Origin of the sequence: Stenotrophomonas indicatrix (assembly GCF_002750975.1) — a bacterium.
GTDB classification, from domain to species: Bacteria; Pseudomonadota; Gammaproteobacteria; order Xanthomonadales; family Xanthomonadaceae; genus Stenotrophomonas; species Stenotrophomonas indicatrix.
On the sequence record NZ_PEJS01000001.1, the window covers coordinates 1,764,557 to 1,787,788 of the forward strand.

Here is a 23,232-nt window from a genome sequence, read left to right on the forward strand (position 1 = left end):
GCGTGCGCGTCCGTCTAGCCGATCAGGTGCGGGATGCGCTGGAACAGCAGCGTGGTGAATTCGACCAGATGGCCGATCAGCAGGCTGCCCAGTGCGAACAGCACCGCTGTGAGGGCCGCGGCCTTGGCAACGAAGGCGATGGTCGGCTCGTTGAGCTGCGTCGCCGCCTGCACCACGCCCACCACCACGCCGACCACCAGTACGGTCAGCAGCAGCGGGCCGGCCACCCAGAGCACGGTAATCAGGCCGCCACGCAGTTCGGTCAAGGCAAGTTCGGGAGACATCATGGTTCCATCGGTAGCGCCGGGCTATGCCCGGCGGTGGTCAATGCGACGGCCGGCACTGCCCGGCGTCGCCTCTGTAGAGCCGAGCCATGCTCGGCTGACCTTCGGATCAGGCCGGATTGAAGCTGGCCGCCAGCGTGCCGACGGTCAGCACCCAACCATCGACCAGCACGAACAGCAGGATCTTGAACGGCGCAGAGACCAGCATCGGCGACAGCATCATCATGCCCATCGACATCAGTACGCTGGCCACGACCAGATCGATGATCACGAACGGGATGAAGATCAGGAAGCCGATCTCGAAGGCGGTCTTCAGTTCGCTGGTGACGAACGACGCGACCAGCACCGGGAACGGAATCGCATCAGGGCTGGCGTAGGTGCCGTGACCGGCGATGCCGGCGAAGGTCATCAGGTCGGTCTCGCGGATCTGCGCCAGCATGAAGGCGCGCAGCGGCGTGGTGGTCAGCGTCCAGGCAGTCTGGAAGTCGATCTCGCCATTGAGGTACGGCGCCATGCCGGTGCTCCAGGCCTTGTCCCAGGTCGGCAGCATGATCATTGCGGTGAGGAACAGGGCCAGGCCCAGCAGGACCTGGTTGGACGGCGTCTGGCCGGTGCCCAGCGCCTGCCGCAGCAGGCCCAGCACGATGATGATGCGGGTGAAGGAGGTCAGCACCAGCAGCATCGACGGGATCAGGGTGATCGCCGTCATCAACAGCAGTGTCTGCAACGGCAGGCTGACCGGCGCACCGCCGATCTTGCCGACGTTGATGTCCGGCAGCGGCGTGGTCGGCGCGCCCGGGGCGGCGAACGCCAACGCAGGCAGCAGGCACAGGGCGATCAGGCTCAGCCACGGCAGCAGGGTGGCAAGACGGGAACGGGTCACACGCATGTCAGGGGTCCTTGCGCAGCCGCTGTTGCAGCAGCTGGGCGAAATTCGGCAGGTTCTTCAGGTCGGGTACGCGTACCGGCGCAGGCGGTGGCAGCGGTTCGGGCAGGGTGTGCAGGGCGTTGATGCCGCCGGCGGTGACGCCCAACAGCAGTTGCTGACCATTGACCTCGACCACCACCACGCGTTCCTTGGCGCCGACATTCAGGCTCGCCACCAGCTTCATGCCCTCGGCCGGGCGGAAGCCGCTGCCGGGCAGGCGCTTGAGCAGCCAGCCCAGGCCGATGACCAGGGCCAGCACTGCCAGCAGGGCCAGTACCGCACCGAACAGGCTCGGTGCGGCCGGCGCATGCTGGCTGATCTGCGGGGCCGTCGTGGCGACGGCCAGGGTGGTGGCGAGCAGGCTCAACGCAGTCTCCGGATCCGCTCGCTGGGGCTGACCACATCGGTCAGGCGCACGCCGAAGCGGTCGTTGATCACCACCACTTCGCCATGGGCGATCAGCGTGCCGTTGACGAACACGTCCAGCGATTCGCCGGCACCCCGTTCCAGCTCTACCACCGAACCCTGGTTGAGCTGCAGCAGGTTGCGGATCGGCAGGCGGGCGCGGCCGACTTCCAGCGACAGCGTCACCGGCACATCGAGGATCACGTCCAGGTTCAAATCCGGGCCGGTCGCTTCATCGGCCTGCAGGTTGCTGAACTGGGCCGGGGTCGGTTCGAGGGCGTCGATATCGTTCATTGCGGGTCTTCCTGGATGACGGGTACGCGCGGACGGGTGCCCGGCGGATGGGTAGCGGTGATCTTTACGGCGTTCATGCCGTTGGCGACGCCGAACTCACCGGTGAACACCGGGATGTTCTCCACGCACAGCGGCACCTGCGGGCTGAGGTCGATCGGCAGGATGTCGCCGACCTTCAGCCGGGTCAGGTCGCGCAGGGTCATGCGCTTGCTGGCCAATACGCTGGACAGGGTCACTTCGGCCACGTTGAGCTGCTCGCGCAGGGTGCGGCCCCAGCTCTCGTCGCGGTCGTTGCGGTCGCTCTGGATGCCGGCGTCGAGCAGTTCGCGGATCGGCTCCAGCATCGAGTAGGGCAGGGTCACGTGGATGTCACCGCCACCGCCGTCGAGTTCGACATGCAGGCGGCACACCACCACGTATTCGCGCGGCGTCACGATGTTGGCGAAGTGCGGGTTGATCTCCGAGTTGATGTACTCGAATTCCACGTCCATCACCGGTGCCCACGCTTCACGCAGGTCGGCGAAGGTCTGCTTCAGCAGCAGGTGGATCACCCGCATTTCGGTGGCGGTAAATTCGCGGCCTTCGATGCGCGTCGGGTAGCGCCCGTCGCCGCCGAAGAAGTTGTCGACGATGGCGAACACCAGGGTCGGTTCGAACACGATCAGGCCGGTACCGCGCAGTGGCTTGAAGCGGATCAGGTTCAGGTTGGTCGGCACATACAGCGAGTGCATGTAGTCGTTGAACTTGATCAGCTCGATGCCGCGCACGGACAGTTCGGCCGAACGCCGGATCAGGTTGAACAGGCCGATCCGCCACAGGCGCGCAAAGCGCTCGTGGACCATTTCCAGGGTCGGCATGCGACCGCGGATGATGCGGTCCTGGCTGGCGAAATCGTAGGAGCGTGCTTCGCCACTGGGGGCGTCCGGCTCGGTTTCGACCGCGCCACTGTCCACGCCATGCAACAGGGCATCGATCTCATCCTGGGACAGCAGGTCATTCATCGGGGAGCCCTTACTGGGTCACGAAGCTGGTGAACAGCAGGTCGTCGGCACCGTTGCTGCCGGTCTCGGCCTTCAGCACCTTCTGCACTTCGGCCAGCGAATCGGCCTGCAGCTTCTGCTTGCCGGCGATGTCGGCGATCTGCTGCGGGCTGACCTGCGAGAACAGCATCAGCAGGCGCGCGCGGATGGCCGGGGCATGGGTCTTGATCGCTTCCAGCGCGGCCGGATCGCGGGTCATCAGCTGCACTTCCACCTGCAGGTAGCGCGGGCCGTCGATCGAGCCGTTGAGGTTGACCACGAATGCCGGTTCCAGCGCGAAGTACTGGGCCGGGGCCGGGGTGGTGGTCTTCTTCGGCGCCTGCGCGGCCTTGTCTTCGTGCTTGGACTGGGTGAAGAACCAGACGCCGCCACCGGCGGCACCGGCGGCCAGTACGGCGACCAGGGCGGTGATCAGGATCGGACTGCGCGGCTTGGCGGTCTTGTCCTTGTCGGCGGTCTTCTTGGTTTTGTCAGCGGCTGCGGCCACGGGGTGAAGCTCCTGAGGGTTGCTTCACCGGGATATGCAAGGGGTGTGCCGGAGCGGCCGGAGAGGGCGGTGACGGAATTCCGTCGGGTGTTCAAATCGGTAGCGCCGGACCATGCCCGGCGGAATGTCGGGAATCCGCCGGGCATGGCCCGGCGCTACCCGTGTTCTGGTGGGTGCCAACCGTCCCGCTCTGGTGGGTGCCAACCTTGGCTGGCACGCCTGTCAGGCGTACGCGTCCAACAACCCGCGCTGGCGGATCAGCTGCGACGCCGACACCGTGGTGTCGCCCAGTGACGGTTCTCCGTCACCACCACGACCGCCGCCGCCCGCCGGGCTGCCCGGAGTGCCGTCGCCACTGTGCTGCTGGCCGACATCGGCATGGGCCAGCTGGAAGCCCTGCTCGCCCAGCAGTTCACGCAGGCGCGGCAGGCTGCTTTCCAGCGCCTGGCGTACATCCACATGCGGGCTGCTGAAGCTGGCATGGACCTTGTCACCGTTCATCTGCAGGCGCACGTCCACCGGCCCCAGGTCTTCCGGATTGAGGCGGATGTGGGCATGGCCGATCTTCTGGTCGGCCAGCCAGCCGATGCGCGCGCCGATGGCCTGGTCGAAACCATCATCGCCCAGCACCGGCTTCGGAGTCGGTTCGCCATTGAAGACGGCATTGCTGGCCAGTGCGGCCTTCAGGTCCTGCAGGGCGGCGGGCAGGGGGGGCTGCAGCGGCGCCGGAGGTGCGCGGTCGCCGATCTGCAGGCTGTCACCGTCGTCGGCACGATCCAATGCCTTGCCACCCATCACCAGCTCCGGCAACGGCAGGCCACTGGCCTCATCATCGCCGGCAGCGGATGCCGGAGCGCTGGCGGCCGGCGCTGCCGCGCCCTGGCTCGCGTTGGTCGCCACTGCGGCGGCCGCGGGTGCCAGTGCAGCGGAGGGCAGCGCGCCACCTTCGGCATCGCTGGCCGCTGGCGGCGGCAGCACAGGCGCCGGATCGACGCCGGTGGGCACGGCCAGCATCAGGCCGGCCAATCCGAGTGGCGGCCAGGGCGCGTCGTCCGCGTTGGCCGGGGTGTCCTTGTCGTCGCTGGCAGCCGACGTTGCCGGTACAGCAGGTGTCGATGTGCTGGCGTCCGTGGCGGCTGCTTCGCCGTCGGTCGGCCGCGGCGTCGCCTTGCCCGGGTTGCCGTCGGGTGGTGTTGCAGCGTTGGCCGGTGTTGCCGGATTGCTGGCGTTTGTGGCGGTACCGGGCGTGCCGGTCGAGGCGCTGCCGCCCTGCAGCATCTGGCCGAAATCCTTGCCGGAATCGCTGCGCGAGGCGCGTGTGCTGCCGGCATTGCCACTGCCGCCGGGCGTCGGTGCGCTGGCGTTGCTGCTCAACGGAGAGGGCATCACGACCGGCCTCCCTGCTCGCCATCGTCCTGGTCTTCGGTCTGTGCCAGGCGCGCGCGGCGTGCGCCGATGTCATCCATCTCGCGCTGGTCGCGGCGGTCGGTCACCACTTTTTCCTGCGCGCGGTAGCTGGCGGCCAGCTGCTCCAGCACGGCCTTGTCACGGCTGGCCAGGATCAGGCGCGCGCGTTCGGCCTCCACTTTTTCGAGGTTGCCGTTGACGGTCTGCTGCTGCTGTTCCACCGCGCTGTCCAGCCGGTCCAGGAATGCGCGCCGGTTCAACAGCTGCGCCGGGCTGGTCGCGGCCATCTGCGCGTTGGCGTACTCCTCGGCGTAGCGCCGCAGTTCGTCCAGGCGCGACAGATGGGTGTCGAGCACGTTCTGGCGTTCGGCCAGGTCGCGGGCGACCGCGTCCTCGTGTTCCTGGGCCCGCTTCAGCAGGGGGTCGATGCGCTTGGACTGGATCATGTCAGCCTCTCGTTCTCTTGTTCCACCAGGCGCTGCAACGCCGCCTGGCTGTGCGGTAGATCTGCGGCCTTGGCCACATCCTGGCCGAGGAATTCCATGATTTCCGGCCAGCGCTCAAGGGCTTCATCGGTCGCCGCGTCGTTGCCGCGCTGATAGGCGCCGATGGCGATCAGGTCGCGGTTGGCCGAGTAGGCCGAGACCAGCCGTTTCAGCTTGCGGATGCGCAGACGCCACGGTTCGTCGGCGATTTCCGTGACCACGCGGCTGACCGACGATTCCACGTCGATGGCCGGGTACAGGCCGCTGTCGGCCACCCGGCGCGAGAGCAGGATGTGGCCGTCAAGAATCGCGCGCGCTGCATCGGCGATCGGATCCTGCGGATCGTCGCCTTCGGTCAGCACGGTGTAGAAGGCGGTGATCGAACCGCGCCCCTTGGCGCCGTTGCCTGCACGTTCCACCAGTGCCGGCAGCTTGGCGAACACCGATGGCGGATAGCCGCGCGTGGTGGGCGGCTCGCCCACCGACAGGCCGATCTCGCGCTGCGCCTGCGCGAAGCGGGTCAGCGAATCCATCAGCAGCAGGACGTTCAGGCCCTGGTCGCGGAACCATTCGGCGATGGCCGTGGCACGGTAGGCGCCATGCAGGCGGGCCAGCGGCGGCCGGTCGGCCGGGCTGGCCACTACCACCGCGCGGCGCAGGCCTTCCTCGCCCAGCGTGCTTTCAACGAAATCGCGCACTTCGCGGCCACGCTCACCGATCAGGCCGACCACGATCACGTCGGCGGCGGTGTAGCGGGTCATCATGCCCAGCAGCGTCGATTTGCCGACGCCGGAGCCGGCGAACAGGCCCACACGCTGGCCGCGGCCGATCGGCAGCAGCGCGTTGATCGCGCGCACGCCCACGTCCAGCGGCTGGGTGATCGGTTCGCGCGCCAACGGATTGATCGAAACGCCGGCCATGCCGACGTGGCCTTCAGCGCGGATCGGGCCCTTGCCATCCAGCGGTACGCCATCGCTGTCGATGACACGGCCGAGCAGGCCTTCGCCCACTTCCACGCCGCCACGACGCGCCGAGGGCACCACCCGCGCATTCGGCAGCAGCCCGTGCAGTTCGGCGCTGGGCATCAGGTAGGTGCGTTCGCCGGCGAAGCCGACCACTTCGGCATCGACCCAGCCGCCGTCAACCACTTCCACCTTGCAGCTGGCGCCGAGCGGCGCTTCGCAGCCGACCGCTTCCAGGGTCAGGCCGACCGCCCGCCGCAGCACGCCTTCGCGGATCAGCCCGCGACCGTGCGCGGTGTCGACTTTCAGGCCGTCGAGGCGGTTGGCCAGGCGCAGGTTGCGGGCAACGGCCCAGTCGGCCGGCGGCGACGGCTGCGAAGCGGTATTGGTGTTCATGCGATGGCTCCGGTCTGGCGGATCACGGCGTCCAGCGCGCCGCGCAGGCGGGCTTCCAGGGTGCCGTCGATGCGTACCGCTTCGGCATGCACGCGCAGGTCGCCACGGCTCAGGCTGGTGTCAGGCACCAGGCGCTGCTGCGGCGACAGGGTCAGCAACGGGGCGAGGGCGGTGATGTCATCGGGGTGCAGGCGTACTTCCACCTCGCGGTTGCTGCCGCCGACGGCGTCAATCGCCTCGCCGACCAGTTGTCCCAGCAGCGCCGGATCGGCCTCGTATGCACGGCCTACCAGCGCACCGGCAATGCGTACCGCCAGTTCGCCGAGGGCGCCGACCACTTCATTTTCCAGGCGTGCCAGCGGCCGGCCGAAGTTGTCGAGGATACCCTCGATCTGCGCGACCAAGCGGCGCACTTCGGCCTGGCCCTGGCTGAAGCCATCGGCATGGCCCTGGTCGAAACCTTCCTTCTCGGCGCTGTCCTGGATCGCCTGGATTTCCTCCAGGGTCGGCAGCTGCAACGGCGGCTCGGGCTCATGCTCCGGGTCCGGCTCGGTGAGTTCGAAGGCCTCGTCCTGGTCCAGCACCGGTTCGGGCTGGGCCAGCAGGTCCGGGGCAAGCCAGCGCACGACGTTGCTCACAGCATCGCCTCCGCGCTGCCGCCGATGGTGACAGTGCCCTCATCGGCCATGCGCTTGACGATGGCGAGGATCTCGCGCTGCGCCACTTCCACGTCGGACAGGCGGACCGGACCGCGCGCTTCCATGTCTTCCAGCAGGATCTCGGCTGCACGCTGGGACATGTTGCGGGTGATCTTGTCGCGCACCTTGATGTCGGCGCCGCGCAGGGCCAGGCCCAGTCGCTCGCCGCTCACTTCGCGCAGCACCAGCTGCATCTCGCGGTCGTCCAGGTCCACCAGGTCGTCGAACACGAACATCAGGTCCTGGATGCGGCCACTCAGCGGGGCGTCGATGCGCGCGATCTCGCCCAGGATCGCCTGGTCCTGGCCGCTGTCCATGAAGTTGAGGATGTTGGCCGCGCACTGCACGCCGCCGATGTTGGACGACTTCAGGTTCTGGTTGCCGGCGAACTGGCGTTCCATGATCTCGTTGAGTTCGTTCAGCGCATTGGGCGGAATGCCATCGAGGGTGGCGATGCGCAGCAGCACGTCCACGCGGGTGCGCTCGGGCAGCAGCTTCAGCGCGTCGGCAGCCTGGTCGGTTTCCAGGTGCGCCATCACGATGGCGATGATCTGCGGATGCTCGTTGCGCACCAGGTCGGCCACCGCACGCGGGTCCATCCACTTCAGTGCGTCCAGGCCGGTGGTGTTGCGGCCCAGCAGGATGCGGTCGATCAGGTTGCCGGCCTTCTCGCTGCCCAGCGCCTGCACCAGCATGTTGCGGATGTAGTCGTCCGAGCCCACGCCCAGCGAGGTCTTCGAGCCCAGTTCCTGGCTGAACTGGTCCATCACCCGTTCCACCTGTTCGCGGGTGATGTCGGACATGGTGGCCATGGCGATGCCGATCTTCTGCACCTCCTTCGGCTCCATGTGGCGCAGCACTTCGGCCGCGTCCAGTTCACCCAGCGACAGCAACAGGACGGCGGCGCGCTGCACGCCGGTCAGGGGCGCGACCTCAGTCATTGGCCACCCAGCCCTTGACCACCTGGGCCACGCGCTTGGAGTCGGTCTTCACGGCTTCACGGGCCATCCGCAATCGTTCCTCATAAGAATCCACCGGCAGGGCCAGCGCTTCCGGCCCGCCCAGGCTGACCCGGTCGGCGCCCAGCGCCGGCAGCGGGGTGCCATCGTCATCGACCAGCTGCACGTCCGCGGTGTGCGGTTCCAGCGCCAGTTCTTCGTTCTTGCGGTTCTGCCCGGTGATGCCGCGCAGTGCCGGGCGCAGCACGCCGAACAGCAACGCCATCACCACCAGCGCACCCAGCAGCATGCGGCCGGCATCGTGCACCCACGGCAGTTCCCACCAGGCCGGGCCTTCCACCGGCGTGGTGTCACGCACGAACGGGGCATTCATCACCGACACGGTGTCGCCACGCTCGGCACTGAAACCGACGGCCTGCTTGACCAGTGCCTCGACCCGGGTCAGTTCGGCCGCCGACAGCGGCTGCGGTGCAACCTTGCCGTTGGCGCCGGCGCGCGGCACGTTGTCCACCAGCACCGCCACCGACACGCGCTTGATGCGGCCGGCCGGCTGGCGGGTGTGCTGCAGGGTACGGTCCAGCTCGTAGTTGCGGGTCGCGTTCTTGCTGCTTTCGGTCGGTGCCTGCGCGGTGGCCGGTGCGGCGGCCTGGCCCGGCGGGCTGTTGCTGGTGGCACCCGGTACGCCCTGCGGGCCCGGCGTGCTGCTGGTGTTCTCGCTCATCTGCTCGCTGCGCAGCTTCTGCGGCTCGCCGTTGTACAGCTCGCGCGCTTCCTCGGTCACCGAGAAGTCCATGTCGACACTGACTTCGGGGTTGACCCGGCCGGGGCCGGTCATCGGTTCCAGCAGCTCGCGGATACGCTGGTTGAACGAGGTTTCCTGGCGGCGCACCTGTTCGAACTGGGCAGCGTTGACGGCCGCTTCGCTGTTGGGGTCGCTGACGCTGAGCATGCGACCGCTCTGGTCGACCACGGTGACGCGTTCCGGCGCCAGATCGGGAATGGCTGCAGCAACCATGTGCACGATCGCATCAACCTGGCTGCGTTCCAGCTGCTGGCCGCCACGCAGTTCAAGGGTGACCGAGGCACTGGCCACATCACGCTGGCGGGTGAACGCACTGGGCTTGGGAATGGCCAGGTGCACGCGCGAATCGCGCACCGGGCGCAGCGTGTTGATGGTGCGCGACAGTTCGGTTTCCAGCGCGTGCTGGTAGCGCGCACTTTCCACGAACTGGCTGACACCAAAACCGGGGTCGCGCTCCATCAGCTCGAAGCCGAGCTTGCCGCTGTCGGTCAGGCCCGAGCCCGCCAGTTTCAGGCGGGCATCGTGCAGGTTCTTCTCCGGCACGGTGATGCCGCCGGTGGCCGGGTCCAGCTGGAACGGAATCTGTGCGGCACGCAGCAGATCGGTCGCTTCAGCGGTGGCCTTCTGGTCCAGGCCGGTGTACAGCGGCACCATGCCCGGCTTCTGCGACCAGAAGAACACGAACAGCCCGGCCGCGACGGCCACGGCGATCATCGCCATCAGTCCGAGCCGACGGGTGATCTGCAGGCTTTGCAGCCGATCGAACCACTGGCCCGCCTTTTCGGCGTTCAGGGATTCCTTGGAGAGCGACAGGGCCATGCGGTTCTATCCTTACAGCGGCATGTTCATCACGTCCTGGTAGGCCTGGACGAGACGGTTGCGGACTTCCACGGTGGCGCGGAAGGCGATCTGGGACTGCTGCGAGGCGACCATCACCTTGGCCAGGTCGGCACCGGGTTCACCCAGTTCGAAGGCCTTGGCCAGCGCGCCGGATTTCTGTTGCGCATCGTTGACGCCGGCGATGGCGCCGCGCAGGGTTTCAGTGAAGCTGGCAGGCTGGACCTGCGGCGCATCCAGCACCGTGCCCGGCAGGGCATTGCTACGCGGCGCTTCGGCAAGCGGGTTGAGCGCGGGCTGTCCTACCTGGGTCTGGTAGGAGCGGATCTGGGAAAGGATCGAAGTGACGGAGTGGGACATCTGCAACGGTTCCAGAAACAGGGATGGGGGTGTCTGCTGGAGCTAGTGCAAGTGCCGTGCCGAAATGGCTGATTGGTTCAGTGAAGTGAGGGGGGGTGCTTTGTGGGGTTGCACCCCGCGCCCCGCGGTAGTGGCGGCCGCTGGCCGGCAACCTCAACAGCGACAGCCAAAGCGGGTTTCCTGAGGGATGGTGGGGTGGGTCCGGTTGCGGGGGACGCCGTGAACCCGTCCATGGGGGCTTGGCCGCGGCATCCATGCCGCGGACACCCCCGCAACCGGACCCACCCCGCCTTCGACAATTTCCCGCTGCTGTTGGTGGGTGCTGACCGTTGGTCGGCACGCTGCGCTTGGTGGGTGTCGACCTTGGTCGACACGCTGCTGTTGGTGGGTGCTGACCGTTGGTCGGCACGCTGCTCTTGGTAGGTGTCGACCTTGGTCGACACGCTTGATCCACGCCATGCGTGGATGCTGCTCTCGAGGCGTGTGACGCGTCATTTCACCGGCGTCGGTTTTTTGGCCTATGGCTGCAGGGTCCAGCGGCCGGAATTCTGGCGCTGGCGTGGGGCGATGGGGCCGTCGTGCTGGGTGTAGATGAAGCGGCCCTGGTGGTCGGTCAGGCAGGTCAGCAGCAGGGTGTAGCGGGCGGGGCCGGCGGGGTGGGCTTCTGTCATCTGGATTTCCGCAATGTGCGGAGCCAGTTGCTGGTAACGGTAGCTGCCGCCGATGCGGAGGTCGGTGCCGAGGATGTGCAGCACGTACTGATTGCTGCCGAAGCTGACCTGCACCATGCGTCCGGCATTCGGATTATCTGGCTGGTACAGCGGATCGCTGAGGTTGGTGAACTGGCGCTGGTCGAGTGTGGTGGGCAGCGTGCAGTTGGATGCTGTGGCCAAGGCCGGGCAGAGCAGGGCGGCAAGCAGAGTCAGACGATGCATGGCGGAACCTCGTTGGGACGTCCTTGCCATGCTCCGCGGTGCGGTTGCGTTGTCTGTAGGAAAACGTGCAAATGCAGCGAAATATTCTCGGTACCGTCGCCCGGCATCCACGCATGGCGTGGATCTACTGAGCAATCCGGACGCTGCCATGGAACCGTCGCACCCGCCCGCGCATCAGGCGGACCCCACAAACACCAACGCCCGGGCAAGCCCAGGCGTTCGTGCCCCCTTCATGCTGGTGACGCGTGTCAGCTGGCCAGTTCGGCCGCTTCGCGTTCGATGCCGTACTTGCGCAGCTTTTCCACCAGGGTGGTGCGGCGCAGGCCAAGCAGCTGGGCGGCGTGGGCGACCACGCCCTGGGTGCGTTCCAGTGCTTCGTTGATCAGGCCCAGTTCGATGTTGGCCATGTGGTTGCGCAGGTCCAGGCCGTCGTCCGGCAACGCGGCCGGCGCTGCGGCGCGGTTGACGGCGATGCCATGCTCGAGCGACGGCTGGTTGCCGCTGCCCGGGGTGTGGAACGAGAAGCTGCGCAGGTCCAGGCGTTCTTCGCTGGCGACCACCGGAGCGGCCGCGACCACAGCGGGTACGGCCAGCGCGGCGTCGCCGCGGTAGCGTGCCGGCAGGTCCTGCACGCGCACCGAGCCAGCCGGGTGCAGCACGGCCAGGCGCTCGACCAGGTTGGTCAGTTCGCGCACGTTGCCCGGCCATTCGTAGCCGGCCAGCGCCTGCAGCGCTTCCGGGGTGAAGCGCACTTCGCCGCGGCCGGTGCGCGCCAGCTGGGTGGCGATGGTTTCCACCAGCGCCGGCAGGTCTTCGCGACGTTCGCGCAGGGCCGGCACATCGATCGGGAACACGTTGAGGCGATAGAACAGGTCCTCGCGGAACTTGCCATCGGCAATGCGGCTTTCCAGGTCGCGATGGGTTGCGGCGATCACCCGCACGTTGCATCGGATGGTCTGGTTGCCGCCGACGCGCTCGAAGCTGCGCTCCTGCAGCACGCGCAGCAGCTTGACCTGCATCGGCAGGCTCATGTCGCCGATCTCATCGAGCAGCAGGGTGCCGCCCTCGGCCATTTCAAAACGGCCTTTGCGCGCGGTCAGCGCGCCGGTGAAGGCGCCCTTTTCGTGGCCGAACAACTCGCTTTCCAGCAGCTCGGCCGGAATCGCGCCGCAGTTGATCGCCACGAACGGTCCATCGCGACGCGGCGAGCGCTGGTGGATGCTGCGCGAGACCACTTCCTTGCCGGTGCCCGATTCGCCCAGCACCAGCACGGTGGTGTCGAACGCGGCGACCTGCTCGATCATCGTGCGCAGTGCGCTGACCGCCGGACCGTTGCCGGTCGGGCCCTGGTCCTGCACGGCACCGGCCTGGTGTTCGGCATCCAGGCGCTTGAGGCTGGCGCGGCGCAGCAGGGCTTCCATCTGTGCGTGACGCAGCGGTGCTTCCAGCGGCCAGATGTTGGCTTCGTGCAGGCCATGCCGCTGCGCGAACGCAGTCGCGTCACCGTCGGCCAGCAGCACCGGCGGCGGCAGGCTGCTGCCCCCCAGCCAGGCGTACAGGGCGGTGCTGGCGGCACTGTCGTCCAGGCTGCCGACGATCACCGCCATCCAGTCGTTCTGGCGCTGGCGCGTCAGGTCGAAATCGGCCGCGTCGGAAACCCAGCGCGGGTTGAAGTCCATGAATTCCAGCAGGGCCACGGTGCGCTCGGCACGCACCGCGTCGTTGTCCAGTACCAGGATGCGCGATTCGCTCACGACCGTTCCTCCCTGAGGCCTTCCAGGATCGGCATGACTTCCTGGATGTAGGACAGCTTGCTGACGAAGTTGTCGGCGCCGGCGCGCAGTGCGTGCTCGCGATGCTCGACGTCATCGAAGTGGCTGGCGATCACGATGTACGGGGCATCATCCTGCGACTTGATCAGGCGGGTGGCCTGCAGGCCGCCCATTTCCGGCATCGCCAGATCCATCAGCACCACCTGCGGGCGCAGGCTTTCCGAGCGTTCGATCGCTTCCAGGCCGTTGCCGGCGCTGCCGACGATCTGCAGCCAGTCGATCTTGCGGAAGTGGCGCATGGCCGCGTTGATGAAGCCCTCGTGGTCATCGACCAGCAGAACTGTGAGCTTGTTCATGTCCAACATCCTTTTCAGCCCACCCGGGCCAGCTGCGGTTGCCTGGCGTTGACCCGGCGCCGTTCGCGGGCCGGGGCGATATCCAGTTGTTCGCGGTATTTTGCGACGGTTCGACGGGCAATGTTCACCCCTTGGCGGGACAGCAGGCCAGCGATGGCCTCGTCCGCCAGCGGGCGTCCGGCCGGTTCGGCGTCGATCAGGCGGCGGACCATGGCCTTGACCGCCTGGCCGGACACGCTGGCCCCTTCCAGGCGCACTGCGAAGAAGTGCTTGAGTTCGAAGGTGCCGCGCGGGGTCTGCAGGTACTTGCCGGTGGTGATGCGCGAAACGGTGGATTCGTGCATGCCGATTTCTTCGGCCACTTCCTTCAGGGTCAGCGGTGCCATGGCTTCTTCGCCACGCACCAGGAAGGCTGCCTGGCGCTCGACGATCACCCGCGCCGTGCGCAGCAGGGTGTCGTAACGCATCGACAGGCCGCGGCTGAACCAGCGTGCCTCCTGCAGCATCTCGCGCAGGGCCGGCGCAGCCTCACCGCTGTCAGCCAGAGCCTGTTCGTACTGGCTGTTGATCGACACCCGTCGGCTGGTGGCCGGGTTCAGCGCCACCTTCCATTGTTCGTCGGCGTGCCAGGCGACCACGTCCGGCACCACCACTGCATTGCGCTCGGGCAGCAGGCTGTCGCCCGGGCGCGGCTGCAGCGACAGGATCAGGCGGACGGCTTCGCGCACGTCCTCGATCTCGGCATCGTGCTGGCGGGCGAGGGCGGGGTAGTCGTGCGCGGCCAAGGCATCGAGCGCGCCCTGCAGGATGCGCGCAGCCAGATGCCGGGCCGGCACCACGCCGTGCAGGCTGCACAGCTGGGCCAGCAGCGATTCGCGCAGATCCTGCGCCGCCATGCCGGCCGGCTCGCCCTGCAGCAGGTGCTGGCGGACAGCTTCAACGCCGTCGGCATCGATGTCGAACTGCGCACTGGCCAGCAGCTGCAGCTGCGCCAGCGGTGCCTGCAGGTAGCCGGCATCGTCGCAGTGTTCCAGCCAGAAGGCGGCCACGGCCAGTTCGTGCTCGTCCAGGTCCAGCGCCAGGCGCTGCAGCACGCGCAGCTGCGGGTCGCTCGACTCGCCAGCGGCGATGCGCGCCATGCGGTCGTCGTCGCCGTCCTGCCAGTTGGCGCCGGACACCTCCCACATCGAGGATTCGGGCAGTTCGTCGAACGCGGCCGTATCCAGCGTGGTGGTGGCCGGATCGGTAGCTTCGGCGGCGGGCGCTTCGGCGTCTTCGATTTCCAGCAGCGGATTGGAGTCCAGCAGGCGCTGGATTTCCTGTTCCAGGTGCAGGCCGTCGAGCTGCAGCAGCCGGATCGACTGCAGCAACTGCGGGGTGAGGTGAAGTTGTTGGCCCAGCTGGGTCGAGAGTGCAGCCTTCATCGTGGTTCCCCGGCGCCGCTCCCCGACGCCTTGTGGAACACATCTTGCTTTTGATCCGGCAAGGGCGGAATCGGGGGGTTCCTGAGGGTGTTGGTGGTGTTCCCGACACCGTGTAGGGAAAACCCCTACACAAGCGCGGGATTTTGACGATTGCGCGCGCCAAGTCATTGATTCGTGGTCAGCGGCCACGGTGGCAGGTCGTGCGTGCTGTACGGAATCCCGTCGGGATGCGTATGGGTGACGGTATTTCGGCGCCGGCCGGCCCTGCCAGTGGCGCTGCGGCGTTACCGCCGACGCGGGGACGTCATTCCAGTTCGTGCTGGTGGCGCGCGGCCAGCAGCAGCAGATCATTGGCGCGACGGCAACCCAGCGATTCCATCATGCGTGCACGATGGGTCTCCACCGTCTTGACGCTGATGCCAAGATCGGCGGCGATTTCCTTGTTGCTCTCGCCCTTGCCGATGCGGCGAAGGATCTCGCGCTGGCGCGGCGACAGTGCGGCAATGCCGGTCGGTTTCTCGCGACCGAGCATCGGCGCCAGCATCTTGGCCGAGATCTGCGGGCTCAGGAATACCTGGCCTGCATGCGCGGCACGCAGCGCCAGTTCCAGTTCCTGCGGTGCGGCATCCTTGACCACGAAACCGACGGCACCCCGATCCAGGGCGTCGCGCACGTGGGCGGCGTCGTCGTGCATGGTCATCATCACGATGCGCGTACCGGGGGCGCGCAGGCGGATGTCGCTCAGCGCTTCCAGGCCGGTGCGGCCGGGCAGCGACAGGTCCATCAACACCACGTCCGGTGCGTGCTGCAGGGCCATCTGCAGTGCCTGTTCGGCATTGCTGGCCTCGGCGACGAGCTGCACGTCGGCAAACCCCTGCAGCAGCCGCGCCAGGCCGGCGCGAACCAGGGTGTGATCGTCGACGATGAGAACTCGCACAGGCACGCTGGAGGTTGGGGAGGGGGGTCCACCTTAACTTAGCTGAACGGGCACGCCAAGGGCTGTCCGTCCGCCTGCATGGTGGCAGATTTCAGCGTGCGCGGCGGGCCTCGGCCACCTGCCGGCGGTGCAGCCGGAACAGATGCCGTTCCATCGCCATTTCCAGGCCATCGCCGAGGCGATGGAAGCGCAGCCACAGATAGTGACCACCACCGCCATCGGCCGCTTCGGCGACGACTTCCACCGGCAGGTCGATATGGTCGGGCAGCCAGTCGCTGGGTTGCAGGCGGACAACGCCGGCCTGGCCGGGCGTGCTGCCGCTGCGTGGGCCCAGCTGCAGGCGGATGCCACGGCGCGACCAGCGCACCGGACGCAGCGTTGGTTCCTGGCCCTGCTGGCGGATCAGGCGGCCGAGCAGGACCATGGTCAGGTCCACCTTGGCTTCCAGGCGCTGCAGCTGCAGGCTGGCTTCGCTGCGTTCTTCGTGTTCGTCGATGCGGCTGTCTTCGACCAGTGCCAGGCTGCGCAGCAGGCCTTCGGCACTGCTGGTCCGGCCCACTGCACTGCCGGCCTGGAACTCGGCGGGCAGGGCCAGTTCACAGCTGAGCGTTTCGTCGAACAGCTCGCTTTCAGCCGGGTGGTGCAGGGACGTGGTCGGCAGCACGGTCATGCCAGCGATTCTGCCTGCAGGTAGGCATGCGCGGCGCGAAGGGAGCGGCGGCCGTCCTGCATCTGCAGGGAGACTGCGTCGCGACGCTGGCGCAGCAGGCCGAGCAGGCTCTGCTGGCGCTCCAGCAGGGCCGACAGCGGCGCGTGGTCGGCGCTGCCCAGCGGCTGGCTCAGCAGTGCGTGCAGGGTGCTGTCATGGCCATCGAGCAGGCTGTCGGCCTGTTCGAAGGCCTCTTCGTGGAGGGCCTTCTCGAAGGCATCCAGCTGCGCGTTGAGTTCAAGCAGGCTCATGGCGCCACCGCCGCGGGACGGCGCTGTTCGTGCGGAATGGCATTCCAGGCACCGTCGATCTCGCCCAGCAGCTGCAGCGATTCGTCCAGCGCGGCGCGGTCGTTGTGCAGGTTGGCTTCGGTCAGGCGCTGCAGCAGGTAGTCGTACAGCGCCGACAGGTTGCCGGCGATTTCGCCGCCGGCTTCATGGTCCAGCGAGCCGTTGAGGTGGGCGACGATCGCGCATGCCTCGCCGATCGCCTTGCCCTTGCCGGCCTGGTCGCCCTGGTCGAGGGTGGCTTGTGCACGGCGCACGCGCTCCAGCGCGCCAGACAGCAGCAGCGCCACCAGTTTGTGCGGATCGGCATCGGCGACCGCACTGGTCACACCCACCTGGCGGTATTGCTCGGCGTACTGACGGCTGGAACCGTACATTCGTGATTCTCCCTTGCGCGGGGTGCCGGGGTGCGGTCGAAGGGACCGTTGACGCCGGCACTGCGATGATTGCTGTTGCGTCCGTTATCGGTGCGTACGGCGCCAAACTTGAGCGCCGTGCGTGTTTCCTCAGCGGTTCAACTGGGCCAGCTGCTGCTGCAGGGCGGTGTTGCTCTGCTGCAGCTTGCCCATCAGGCTGTCCAATGCCACGAACTGTTTCTTGTAACGGGCTTCGACACCGACCATGCGCGCGTCCAGGTCCTTGCGGCGCTTGTCGATGTTGTCCAGCGTGGTGTTCAGCCCCTTGGTGCGGGCGACGAAGGCGCCTTCCTTGCCAACCGTGGTGCTGACGTAGCCGTCCACCAGTGAATACAGCCGGCCGGCACCACCGGTATCGCCGGTGACCGCCTGGCGGATCTTCTCCGGCTGCGCGGCGAGGGCTGCGGCGAACTTGGTGCTGTCCAGCACCAGGGTGCCATCGGCGTTGGGATAGCCGCGGGTCTGCAGGCCCAGTGCCTTGGCGTCCAGCTGGTCGCCTGCCAGGTCCTTGAGCACGCCGGACATCGTCGAGCGCAGCTGCGCGATTGCACCCCGCATCTGCGCATCGCCGGTCAGCGCGGCGGCTTCCTTGGTCTTCGGGTCGTACTTGGTTTCGGTGTTGATCGCCGCGATGGCCGCGTTGTAGGCGGTGACGAACTCCTGCATCACCTTGGTTGCGGCAGTAGTGTCGGTGCTGATGGTGACGGTGCTCAGGCCCGGCACCTTCAGGTTCAGGGTCAGGCCTGGCACCGCGTCGGTCACGGTGTTGCTGGCACTCACCACTTCCACGCCGTCAATGGTCAGCACCGCATCCTTGGCGGGGCTGTTCTCCTTCAGGCTGCCGACCAGTGCGCCCAGCTTGGGATCGCTGCCGGCGTATTCCAGCTTGATCGCGCTGGCCGCGCCGGTCTTTTCCTGGGCGATGGACAGGTACTGGTTGTCGCCGGAGCTGATCAGCGTGGCCTGCACGCCTTCCTTGCGGCCGGCGGCATCGATCTTGTTGCGGACGGTGGTAAGCGTGTCGCCTTCCTCCACCTGCACGTTCATCGTCTTGGCCTTGTCGCCCACGCCGACGGTCAGCGTCAAGGTTCCGGCACCGAAGGTATCGGTCTTGGGCACCGACGTGTCGGCAATCAGCTTGTGCGCCGACGCCAGGTTCTTCACCTCGATCTTGTGGGTACCGTTGGCTGCGGCCGCCTTGCTGGTGCCGAGGTCATACAGCGCCACCGATGCGGTCAACACATCGTCGGCGTTGTTGGGGCCGGCCTTGCCGGTTGCGCTGACGGTACGGGTGTCGAAGGCGGTGGTGGCCTTCAACGCGGTCAGGGCGGTCTTCAGCTTGTCGAAGGCCGAGGTGACCGTGCCGAGCGACGACAGCTGCATCTTGGTCTTGGACTGCTGCAGGTTCAGCGCATTGTCGGCCGGCTTGCGGTCCGCTGCGACCAGCTGGTTGACGATGCTGGAGATGTCCAGCCCTGAGCCAATGCCACCGTATCCAAAGTCTGCCACGTCGTTTCTCCTGGTATACGGGCCTGGCCGTCGTGCAGCGGCCCGTCGTCAACGAAAATAGCGGCCTGTGCCGCTGGGTCTTGAGGACTTCGTTGATGCATGCGCCGTGCCACTGGCCGGTGGGGCGGCTCTGGCACGCCGGTTGCAGGAGGTCTGGGGCAGGGCGCGGGTGGGTTCACCGCGGGCTGCCGGGGGTCTGTAAAAAACCCTCCCCCAATGCAGGGGAGGGATCAGGCTACTGACAATCGGGGGGAGACGAAGCCGCCCGGTACGTACAGTCAACATGCACAACGCTGAAAGAGAGGTCCGCAGGGGCGGGCGATGCCAAGCCGGTTCGGGAAGCTTCCCGGGCCGGGCATGGCCGGCACCTGAGTACGCCGTGGCTGTCGGGTTGCCGCTACCGTCGGTTGAACCCGACGGTAGCGGCGCCTTCTTGCCGTGGATCAGCGCAGCAGGCTGAGCACGCCCTGCGGCACCTGGTTGGCCTGGGCCAGCATGGCCGTACCGGCCTGCTGCAGGATCTGGGTGCGGGTCAGCTCAGCGGTTTCCTTGGCGAAGTCGGTGTCCTTGATGCGGCTGCGCGACGCCGACAGGTTCTCCGAGGAGGTCTGCAGGTTGGCAACGACCGAGGTGAAGCGGTTCTGGATCGCGCCGAGGTCGGCGCGGGTGCTGTTGATCGCACCCAGGGCCTTGTCGACCACTTCCATTGCCTGCTGTGCACCGAGGACCGTGCTTACGTCGAGTTTCTGCACGTTGGCGGCGGTTTCGGTTCCAGCGGTGTATCCCGCTGCAGCCGCCTTGGCTCCCCACACGCCAGTGCCAGCGTTCAGGTCGCTGCGCTCCAAAGCGATGTCGGCGACGGCGACTGTCTTGCCTTCCTTCACCGAGGTCAGCTTCATCGTGCCATCGGCATTGGCTTCGGCGTAAATGCCGGCTTCACCGATCTTGGCGTTGATTGCCGTAGCGACGGCCTTGGACGCGTCCGCAGTGGTGGCGCCGGCCTTGATCTCGACGGTGCCGATGTCGACGCCCATCACCTTGCCCGTGATGCGTGCACCGTCGGTGCTGGCGACAAGTGCGTCAGTTGCACCGCTCGCGAAGGTCGAGGTGCCCAGCGAGCCAGCCTTGGCATCGATGGTCTTATCGATGGCGATGGCCTGGCCGGCGTTGGCGCCGACCTGGAACAGCTGGCTGGAGAAGGTGCCGTCCAGCAGCTTGGTGCCGTTGAAGTCCGACTGCTTGGCGACGCGGTCGATTTCCGAGACCAGCTGGGTCACTTCGGCCTGCAGCGCCTTGCGGTCACTGGCCGAGTTGGTGGCGTTGGAGGCCTGCACCGACAGCTCGCGGACGCGCTGCAGGTTGTTGCCGATTTCGGTCAGCGAACCTTCGGCAACCTGGGCCAGCGAGATGCCGTCGTTGGCATTGCGGATGGCCACGTCGGTGCCGCGGATCTGGGTGCCGAAGCGCTCGGAGATCGCCAGGCCGGCCGCATCGTCCTTGGCGCTGTTGATGCGCGAACCGGAGGACAGGCGCTGGATGGTGGTAGCGAGCGAGCTGCCGCTGGTGCTCAGGTTGCGCTGAGCATTCAGGGACATGGTGTTGGTGTTGATGACTTGTGCCATGGTGCTTTTCCTTTGGCGAAGGTGGAACGTATTTCAGGAACCGGGCGGCAGCTCGGCCGCCGCCCGGTGGTCGATCAAGGAGCGGATCAGCGCAGCAGGCTGAGCACGCCCTGCGGCACCTGGTTGGCCTGGGCCAGCATGGCCGTACCGGCCTGCTGCAGGATCTGGGTGCGGGTCAGCTCAGCGGTTTCCTTGGCGAAGTCGGTGTCCTTGATGCGGCTGCGCGACGCCGACAGGTTCTCCGAGGAGGTCTGCAGGTTGGCAACGACCGAGGTGAAGCGGTTCTGGATCGCACCGAGGTCGGCGCGGGTGCTGTTGATCGCACCCAGGGCCTTGTCGACCACTTCCATCGCCTGCTGTGCACCCTTAACGGTGGACACGTCGATCTTGTCGGCGAACTGCTTGCCCGGCACAGGAGTGGCAGCGGCGAACCCGGCCAGCGAGCTGGCGATGGCGGTGAATGCGCCTGCGTTGTTCACGCTGTCCTTGACCGAGGTCAGGGTCAGGGCGCCAGCGGCATCGGCCTCCGCCAGCACGCCGGTCTCACCAATCTTGGCGTTGATCGCGGCAACGACGGCCTTGCCGTTTGCAGCGGTGTTGGCCGCAGCGTCACCGACGCTCTTGACGGTCATGGCGCCGAAATTGAAGACGGTGCCCTTGCTGTCGGTGATGGTGAACGCGCCGATCGCAGTGTCCGTGTCGGCAGTGCCGGCGATTGCCGTCGCCGTGCCGCTGGAGAACTGCGCACCACCCAGGGCATTGGCCTTGGCATCGATGGTCTTATCAATTGCGATGGCCTGGCCAGCGTTGGCGCCGACCTGGAACAGCTGGCTGGAGAAGGTGCCGTCCAGCAGCTTGGTGCCGTTGAAGTCCGACTGCTTGGCGACGCGGTCGATTTCCGAAACCAGCTGGGTCACTTCGGCCTGCAGCGCCTTGCGGTCGCTGGCCGAGTTGGTGGCGTTGGAGGCCTGCACCGACAGCTCGCGGACGCGCTGCAGGTTGTTGCCGATTTCGGTCAGCGAACCTTCGGCGACCTGTGCCAGCGAGATGCCGTCGTTGGCATTGCGGATGGCCACGTCGGTGCCGCGGATCTGGGTGCCGAAGCGCTCGGAGATCGCCAGACCGGCCGCATCGTCCTTGGCACTGTTGATGCGCGAACCGGAGGACAGGCGCTGGATGGTGGTGGCCAGCGAGCTGCCGCTGGTGCTCAGGTTACGCTGAGCATTCAACGACATCGTGTTGGTGTTGATTACTTGTGCCATGAGGAGAGGTCCTTGAGCGGTTGCACGTGAGTTGGGTTAGACGCCCCCGACGTGCCCCGGGGGCGGCTCATGTCAGCGCTGCAACAGGCTGAGCACGTTCTGCGGTACCTGGTTGGCCTGGGCCAGCATGGCCGTACCGGCCTGCTGCAGGATCTGGGTGCGGGTCAGCTCGGCGGTTTCCTTGGCGAAGTCGGTATCGCGGATGCGGCTGCGCGATGCGGACAGGTTCTCCGAGGAGGTCTGCAGGTTGGCGACCACCGAGGTGAAGCGGTTCTGGATCGCGCCGAGGTCGGCGCGCACGCTGTTGACCGATTCGAGGGCCTTGTCGACGATGGACATCGCCTTCTGTGCGCCTTCGGCCGTGGTGACGTTCAGGTCCTTGACGAAGCTGGCCGTTGCACCGGTCAGCGTGCCGCCGTTGGTGCTGGTCTCGGTCAGGCCCAGGCCGGCGATGGTGGCGGCGGTGGCGCCGGCCGGCGGCGTCGCCGCGCTGACACCCAGAGCGAAGGTCTGGCCGTCCTTGACCGAGGCCAGGCTGACCACGCCGGCGTTGACGGAGGCGACCACGCCGGTTTCGCCCAGCTTGTTGTTGATCGCGGCCGCGGTGGCCGAGGTGATCGATTCGCCTGCCTTCACGGTGAAGTCGCTGATGGTGACCGTGGTGGCGGCGCCGCCCGGCGGGGTCACCGAGATCTGCAGGCCGGAGTAGGTGGTATCGGCGGTGGCCTTGTCGGCTGCAGCCAGGCTGGTGCCGGTGTAGACGTTGGCGAAGCTGGCCGCGCCCAGCGAATCGGCCTTGGCGTTGACCACGCTGTTGATGGCGATGGCCTGGCCGGCGTTGGCGCCGACCTGGAACAGCTGGCTGGTGAACGAACCGTCCAGCAGCTTGGTGCCGTTGAAGTCAGCCTGCTTGGCGACGCGGTCGATTTCGCTGACCAGCTGGGTCACTTCAGCCTGCAGCGCCTTGCGGTCGCTGGCCGAGTTGGTGGCGTTGGAGGCCTGCACGCCCAGTTCGCGGATGCGCTGCAGGTTGTTGCCCACTTCGTTCAGCGAGCCCTCGGCCACCTGGGCCAGCGAGATGCCGTCGTTGGCGTTGCGGATGGCCACGTCCAGACCACGGATCTGGGTGGTGAAGCGCTCGCTGATGGCCAGGCCGGCGGCGTCGTCCTTCGCGCTGTTGATGCGCAGGCCGGACGAGAGGCGCTGGATGGTGGTGGCGAGCGAGCTGCCGCTGGTGCTCAGGTTGCGCTGAGCGTTGAGCGACATCGTATTGGTGTTGATTACCTGTGCCATGGGGTCGTCTCCTCTTATGTGGAACCCGTTGGTGAATGGAACGAAGCGCCGCCTGATTTTTTTGTTTGGCTGTGTGCTTCGCCGTTGCCAAATGAATAACGGCGCTTTGTCAACAACCTTTAGCCGGGAATTTCGTTGCAACCGAATTTCGTCGCTGAAAGCTGTTTTTCCGGGGATTTCCGCCCTGGAGAAGCGTCAAGGCAACTCCTGGTAGGGGCGGTCGGGCATGCCCAACCCACGCTGATGAAGGTATCGGCGGGGGCCGGCTGGGCTTGATGGGCGATCTCGGAACATCCGCCGGGCATGGCCCGGCGCTACCAGAGCCAGCGCTTCGCAACATCCGTCGGGCATGGCCCGGCGCTACCA

25 protein-coding genes are annotated in these 23,232 nt (G+C 67.0%); all 25 read right to left on the reverse strand.

Annotated elements, in window-relative coordinates; translation table 11 throughout:
* Positions 1-14: 14 nt before the first annotated feature.
* The 25 genes from CR918_RS08160 to CR918_RS08280 all read right to left on the reverse strand — a co-directional run bounded on the left by CR918_RS08160 (position 15) and on the right by CR918_RS08280 (position 22,866).
* Positions 15-284: a flagellar biosynthetic protein FliQ gene (locus tag CR918_RS08160; RefSeq protein WP_005413254.1), complete on the reverse strand. Its 270-nt coding sequence runs from the start codon at positions 282-284 to the stop codon at positions 15-17.
* A gap of 109 nt (positions 285-393) precedes the next feature.
* Positions 394-1,173 (reverse strand): flagellar type III secretion system pore protein FliP, encoded by a 780-nt coding sequence (fliP, locus tag CR918_RS08165; protein ID WP_025878986.1) that lies wholly within the window; start codon positions 1,171-1,173, stop codon positions 394-396.
* A 1-nt stretch (position 1,174) separates the two neighbouring features.
* Entirely contained in the window at positions 1,175-1,579 is a 405-nt protein-coding gene (fliO, locus tag CR918_RS08170) for a flagellar biosynthetic protein FliO (RefSeq protein ID WP_099842428.1), read from the reverse strand.
* Positions 1,576-1,911, reverse strand: a complete 336-nt coding sequence (fliN, locus tag CR918_RS08175) for a flagellar motor switch protein FliN (protein WP_025878988.1) — start codon at positions 1,909-1,911, stop codon at positions 1,576-1,578. The genes fliO and fliN overlap by 4 nt, the downstream gene beginning before the upstream one ends.
* The gene (gene fliM / locus CR918_RS08180) at positions 1,908-2,912 is read right to left on the reverse strand and encodes a flagellar motor switch protein FliM (RefSeq protein ID WP_025878989.1); all 1,005 of its coding nucleotides are present in this window, start codon (positions 2,910-2,912) and stop codon (positions 1,908-1,910) included. The genes fliN and fliM overlap by 4 nt, the downstream gene beginning before the upstream one ends.
* A 10-nt stretch (positions 2,913-2,922) precedes the next feature.
* Positions 2,923-3,438, reverse strand: a complete 516-nt coding sequence (locus CR918_RS08185) for a flagellar basal body-associated FliL family protein (protein ID WP_099842429.1) — start codon at positions 3,436-3,438, stop codon at positions 2,923-2,925.
* A 222-nt stretch (positions 3,439-3,660) separates the two neighbouring features.
* Positions 3,661-4,824, reverse strand: coding sequence for a flagellar hook-length control protein FliK (locus CR918_RS08190; protein WP_099842430.1), 1,164 nt, complete (start codon positions 4,822-4,824; stop codon positions 3,661-3,663).
* Positions 4,824-5,291 carry a flagellar export protein FliJ gene (gene fliJ / locus CR918_RS08195; protein ID WP_025878992.1) on the reverse strand — a complete coding sequence of 156 codons (468 nt, stop codon included), beginning with the start codon at positions 5,289-5,291 and terminating at the stop codon, positions 4,824-4,826. Before fliJ ends, CR918_RS08190 begins: the two co-directional genes overlap by 1 nt.
* Positions 5,288-6,688 carry a FliI/YscN family ATPase gene (locus CR918_RS08200; RefSeq protein ID WP_025878993.1) on the reverse strand — a complete coding sequence of 467 codons (1,401 nt, stop codon included), beginning with the start codon at positions 6,686-6,688 and terminating at the stop codon, positions 5,288-5,290. The genes fliJ and CR918_RS08200 overlap by 4 nt, the downstream gene beginning before the upstream one ends.
* Entirely contained in the window at positions 6,685-7,326 is a 642-nt protein-coding gene (locus CR918_RS08205; protein ID WP_099842431.1) for a FliH/SctL family protein, read from the reverse strand. Before CR918_RS08205 ends, CR918_RS08200 begins: the two co-directional genes overlap by 4 nt.
* A complete protein-coding gene (fliG, locus tag CR918_RS08210) occupies positions 7,323-8,309 on the reverse strand; it encodes a flagellar motor switch protein FliG (protein ID WP_025878995.1) in 987 nt (328 codons plus the stop codon). The genes CR918_RS08205 and fliG overlap by 4 nt, the downstream gene beginning before the upstream one ends.
* A gap of 10 nt (positions 8,310-8,319) precedes the next feature.
* Positions 8,320-9,966, reverse strand: coding sequence for a flagellar basal-body MS-ring/collar protein FliF (gene fliF, locus CR918_RS08215; protein WP_025878996.1), 1,647 nt, complete (start codon positions 9,964-9,966; stop codon positions 8,320-8,322).
* A 12-nt stretch (positions 9,967-9,978) separates the two neighbouring features.
* Positions 9,979-10,344 carry a flagellar hook-basal body complex protein FliE gene (gene fliE, locus CR918_RS08220; protein WP_025878997.1) on the reverse strand — a complete coding sequence of 122 codons (366 nt, stop codon included), beginning with the start codon at positions 10,342-10,344 and terminating at the stop codon, positions 9,979-9,981.
* 518 nt (positions 10,345-10,862) lie between these two features.
* Entirely contained in the window at positions 10,863-11,279 is a 417-nt protein-coding gene (locus CR918_RS08225; RefSeq protein WP_099842432.1) for a hypothetical protein, read from the reverse strand.
* A gap of 248 nt (positions 11,280-11,527) precedes the next feature.
* Positions 11,528-13,033: a sigma-54 dependent transcriptional regulator gene (locus CR918_RS08230; RefSeq protein ID WP_099842433.1), complete on the reverse strand. Its 1,506-nt coding sequence runs from the start codon at positions 13,031-13,033 to the stop codon at positions 11,528-11,530.
* Entirely contained in the window at positions 13,030-13,407 is a 378-nt protein-coding gene (locus tag CR918_RS08235; protein ID WP_025879000.1) for a response regulator, read from the reverse strand. The genes CR918_RS08230 and CR918_RS08235 overlap by 4 nt, the downstream gene beginning before the upstream one ends.
* Before the next feature lie 14 nt (positions 13,408-13,421).
* Entirely contained in the window at positions 13,422-14,831 is a 1,410-nt protein-coding gene (gene rpoN, locus CR918_RS08240; protein ID WP_080148826.1) for an RNA polymerase factor sigma-54, read from the reverse strand.
* Positions 14,832-15,135: 304 nt separating this feature from the next.
* Positions 15,136-15,768: a response regulator gene (locus CR918_RS08245; RefSeq protein ID WP_025879002.1), complete on the reverse strand. Its 633-nt coding sequence runs from the start codon at positions 15,766-15,768 to the stop codon at positions 15,136-15,138.
* A 91-nt stretch (positions 15,769-15,859) separates the two neighbouring features.
* A complete protein-coding gene (locus tag CR918_RS08250) occupies positions 15,860-16,438 on the reverse strand; it encodes a PilZ domain-containing protein (RefSeq protein WP_099842434.1) in 579 nt (192 codons plus the stop codon).
* The gene (locus CR918_RS08255; RefSeq protein ID WP_099842435.1) at positions 16,435-16,728 is read right to left on the reverse strand and encodes a hypothetical protein; all 294 of its coding nucleotides are present in this window, start codon (positions 16,726-16,728) and stop codon (positions 16,435-16,437) included. The genes CR918_RS08250 and CR918_RS08255 overlap by 4 nt, the downstream gene beginning before the upstream one ends.
* Complete coding sequence (gene fliS, locus CR918_RS08260; protein WP_025879005.1) at positions 16,725-17,141, reverse strand: flagellar export chaperone FliS; 417 nt, start codon at positions 17,139-17,141, stop codon at positions 16,725-16,727. Before fliS ends, CR918_RS08255 begins: the two co-directional genes overlap by 4 nt.
* A 129-nt stretch (positions 17,142-17,270) precedes the next feature.
* Positions 17,271-18,689, reverse strand: a complete 1,419-nt coding sequence (fliD, locus tag CR918_RS08265) for a flagellar filament capping protein FliD (protein ID WP_099842436.1) — start codon at positions 18,687-18,689, stop codon at positions 17,271-17,273.
* A gap of 443 nt (positions 18,690-19,132) precedes the next feature.
* Positions 19,133-20,311 carry a flagellin gene (locus CR918_RS08270; RefSeq protein WP_099842437.1) on the reverse strand — a complete coding sequence of 393 codons (1,179 nt, stop codon included), beginning with the start codon at positions 20,309-20,311 and terminating at the stop codon, positions 19,133-19,135.
* An 86-nt stretch (positions 20,312-20,397) separates the two neighbouring features.
* A complete protein-coding gene (locus CR918_RS08275) occupies positions 20,398-21,573 on the reverse strand; it encodes a flagellin (protein ID WP_099842438.1) in 1,176 nt (391 codons plus the stop codon).
* Between the two features lie 72 nt (positions 21,574-21,645).
* On the reverse strand, positions 21,646-22,866 hold the full coding sequence (locus CR918_RS08280; protein WP_099842439.1) for a flagellin: 1,221 nt from the start codon (positions 22,864-22,866) through the stop codon (positions 21,646-21,648).
* Positions 22,867-23,232: the final 366 nt, after the last annotated feature.

Coding starts and splice junctions, on each gene's coding strand:
- CR918_RS08160 (WP_005413254.1), bottom strand. CDS start 284: ATGTCTCCCGAACTTGCCTTGACCGAACTGCGTGGCGGCCTGATTACC.
- fliP (WP_025878986.1), bottom strand. CDS start 1,173: ATGCGTGTGACCCGTTCCCGTCTTGCCACCCTGCTGCCGTGGCTGAGC.
- fliN (WP_025878988.1), bottom strand. CDS start 1,911: ATGAACGATATCGACGCCCTCGAACCGACCCCGGCCCAGTTCAGCAAC.
- fliM (WP_025878989.1), bottom strand. CDS start 2,912: ATGAATGACCTGCTGTCCCAGGATGAGATCGATGCCCTGTTGCATGGC.
- CR918_RS08190 (WP_099842430.1), bottom strand. CDS start 4,824: ATGCCCTCTCCGTTGAGCAGCAACGCCAGCGCACCGACGCCCGGCGGC.
- fliJ (WP_025878992.1), bottom strand. CDS start 5,291: ATGATCCAGTCCAAGCGCATCGACCCCCTGCTGAAGCGGGCCCAGGAA.
- CR918_RS08200 (WP_025878993.1), bottom strand. CDS start 6,688: ATGAACACCAATACCGCTTCGCAGCCGTCGCCGCCGGCCGACTGGGCC.
- fliF (WP_025878996.1), bottom strand. CDS start 9,966: ATGGCCCTGTCGCTCTCCAAGGAATCCCTGAACGCCGAAAAGGCGGGC.
- fliE (WP_025878997.1), bottom strand. CDS start 10,344: ATGTCCCACTCCGTCACTTCGATCCTTTCCCAGATCCGCTCCTACCAG.
- CR918_RS08225 (WP_099842432.1), bottom strand. CDS start 11,279: ATGCATCGTCTGACTCTGCTTGCCGCCCTGCTCTGCCCGGCCTTGGCC.
- CR918_RS08235 (WP_025879000.1), bottom strand. CDS start 13,407: ATGAACAAGCTCACAGTTCTGCTGGTCGATGACCACGAGGGCTTCATC.
- rpoN (WP_080148826.1), bottom strand. CDS start 14,831: ATGAAGGCTGCACTCTCGACCCAGCTGGGCCAACAACTTCACCTCACC.
- CR918_RS08250 (WP_099842434.1), bottom strand. CDS start 16,438: ATGACCGTGCTGCCGACCACGTCCCTGCACCACCCGGCTGAAAGCGAG.
- CR918_RS08255 (WP_099842435.1), bottom strand. CDS start 16,728: ATGAGCCTGCTTGAACTCAACGCGCAGCTGGATGCCTTCGAGAAGGCC.
- fliS (WP_025879005.1), bottom strand. CDS start 17,141: ATGTACGGTTCCAGCCGTCAGTACGCCGAGCAATACCGCCAGGTGGGT.
- CR918_RS08270 (WP_099842437.1), bottom strand. CDS start 20,311: ATGGCACAAGTCATCAACACCAACACCATGTCCCTGAATGCTCAGCGC.
- CR918_RS08275 (WP_099842438.1), bottom strand. CDS start 21,573: ATGGCACAAGTAATCAACACCAACACGATGTCGTTGAATGCTCAGCGT.
- CR918_RS08280 (WP_099842439.1), bottom strand. CDS start 22,866: ATGGCACAGGTAATCAACACCAATACGATGTCGCTCAACGCTCAGCGC.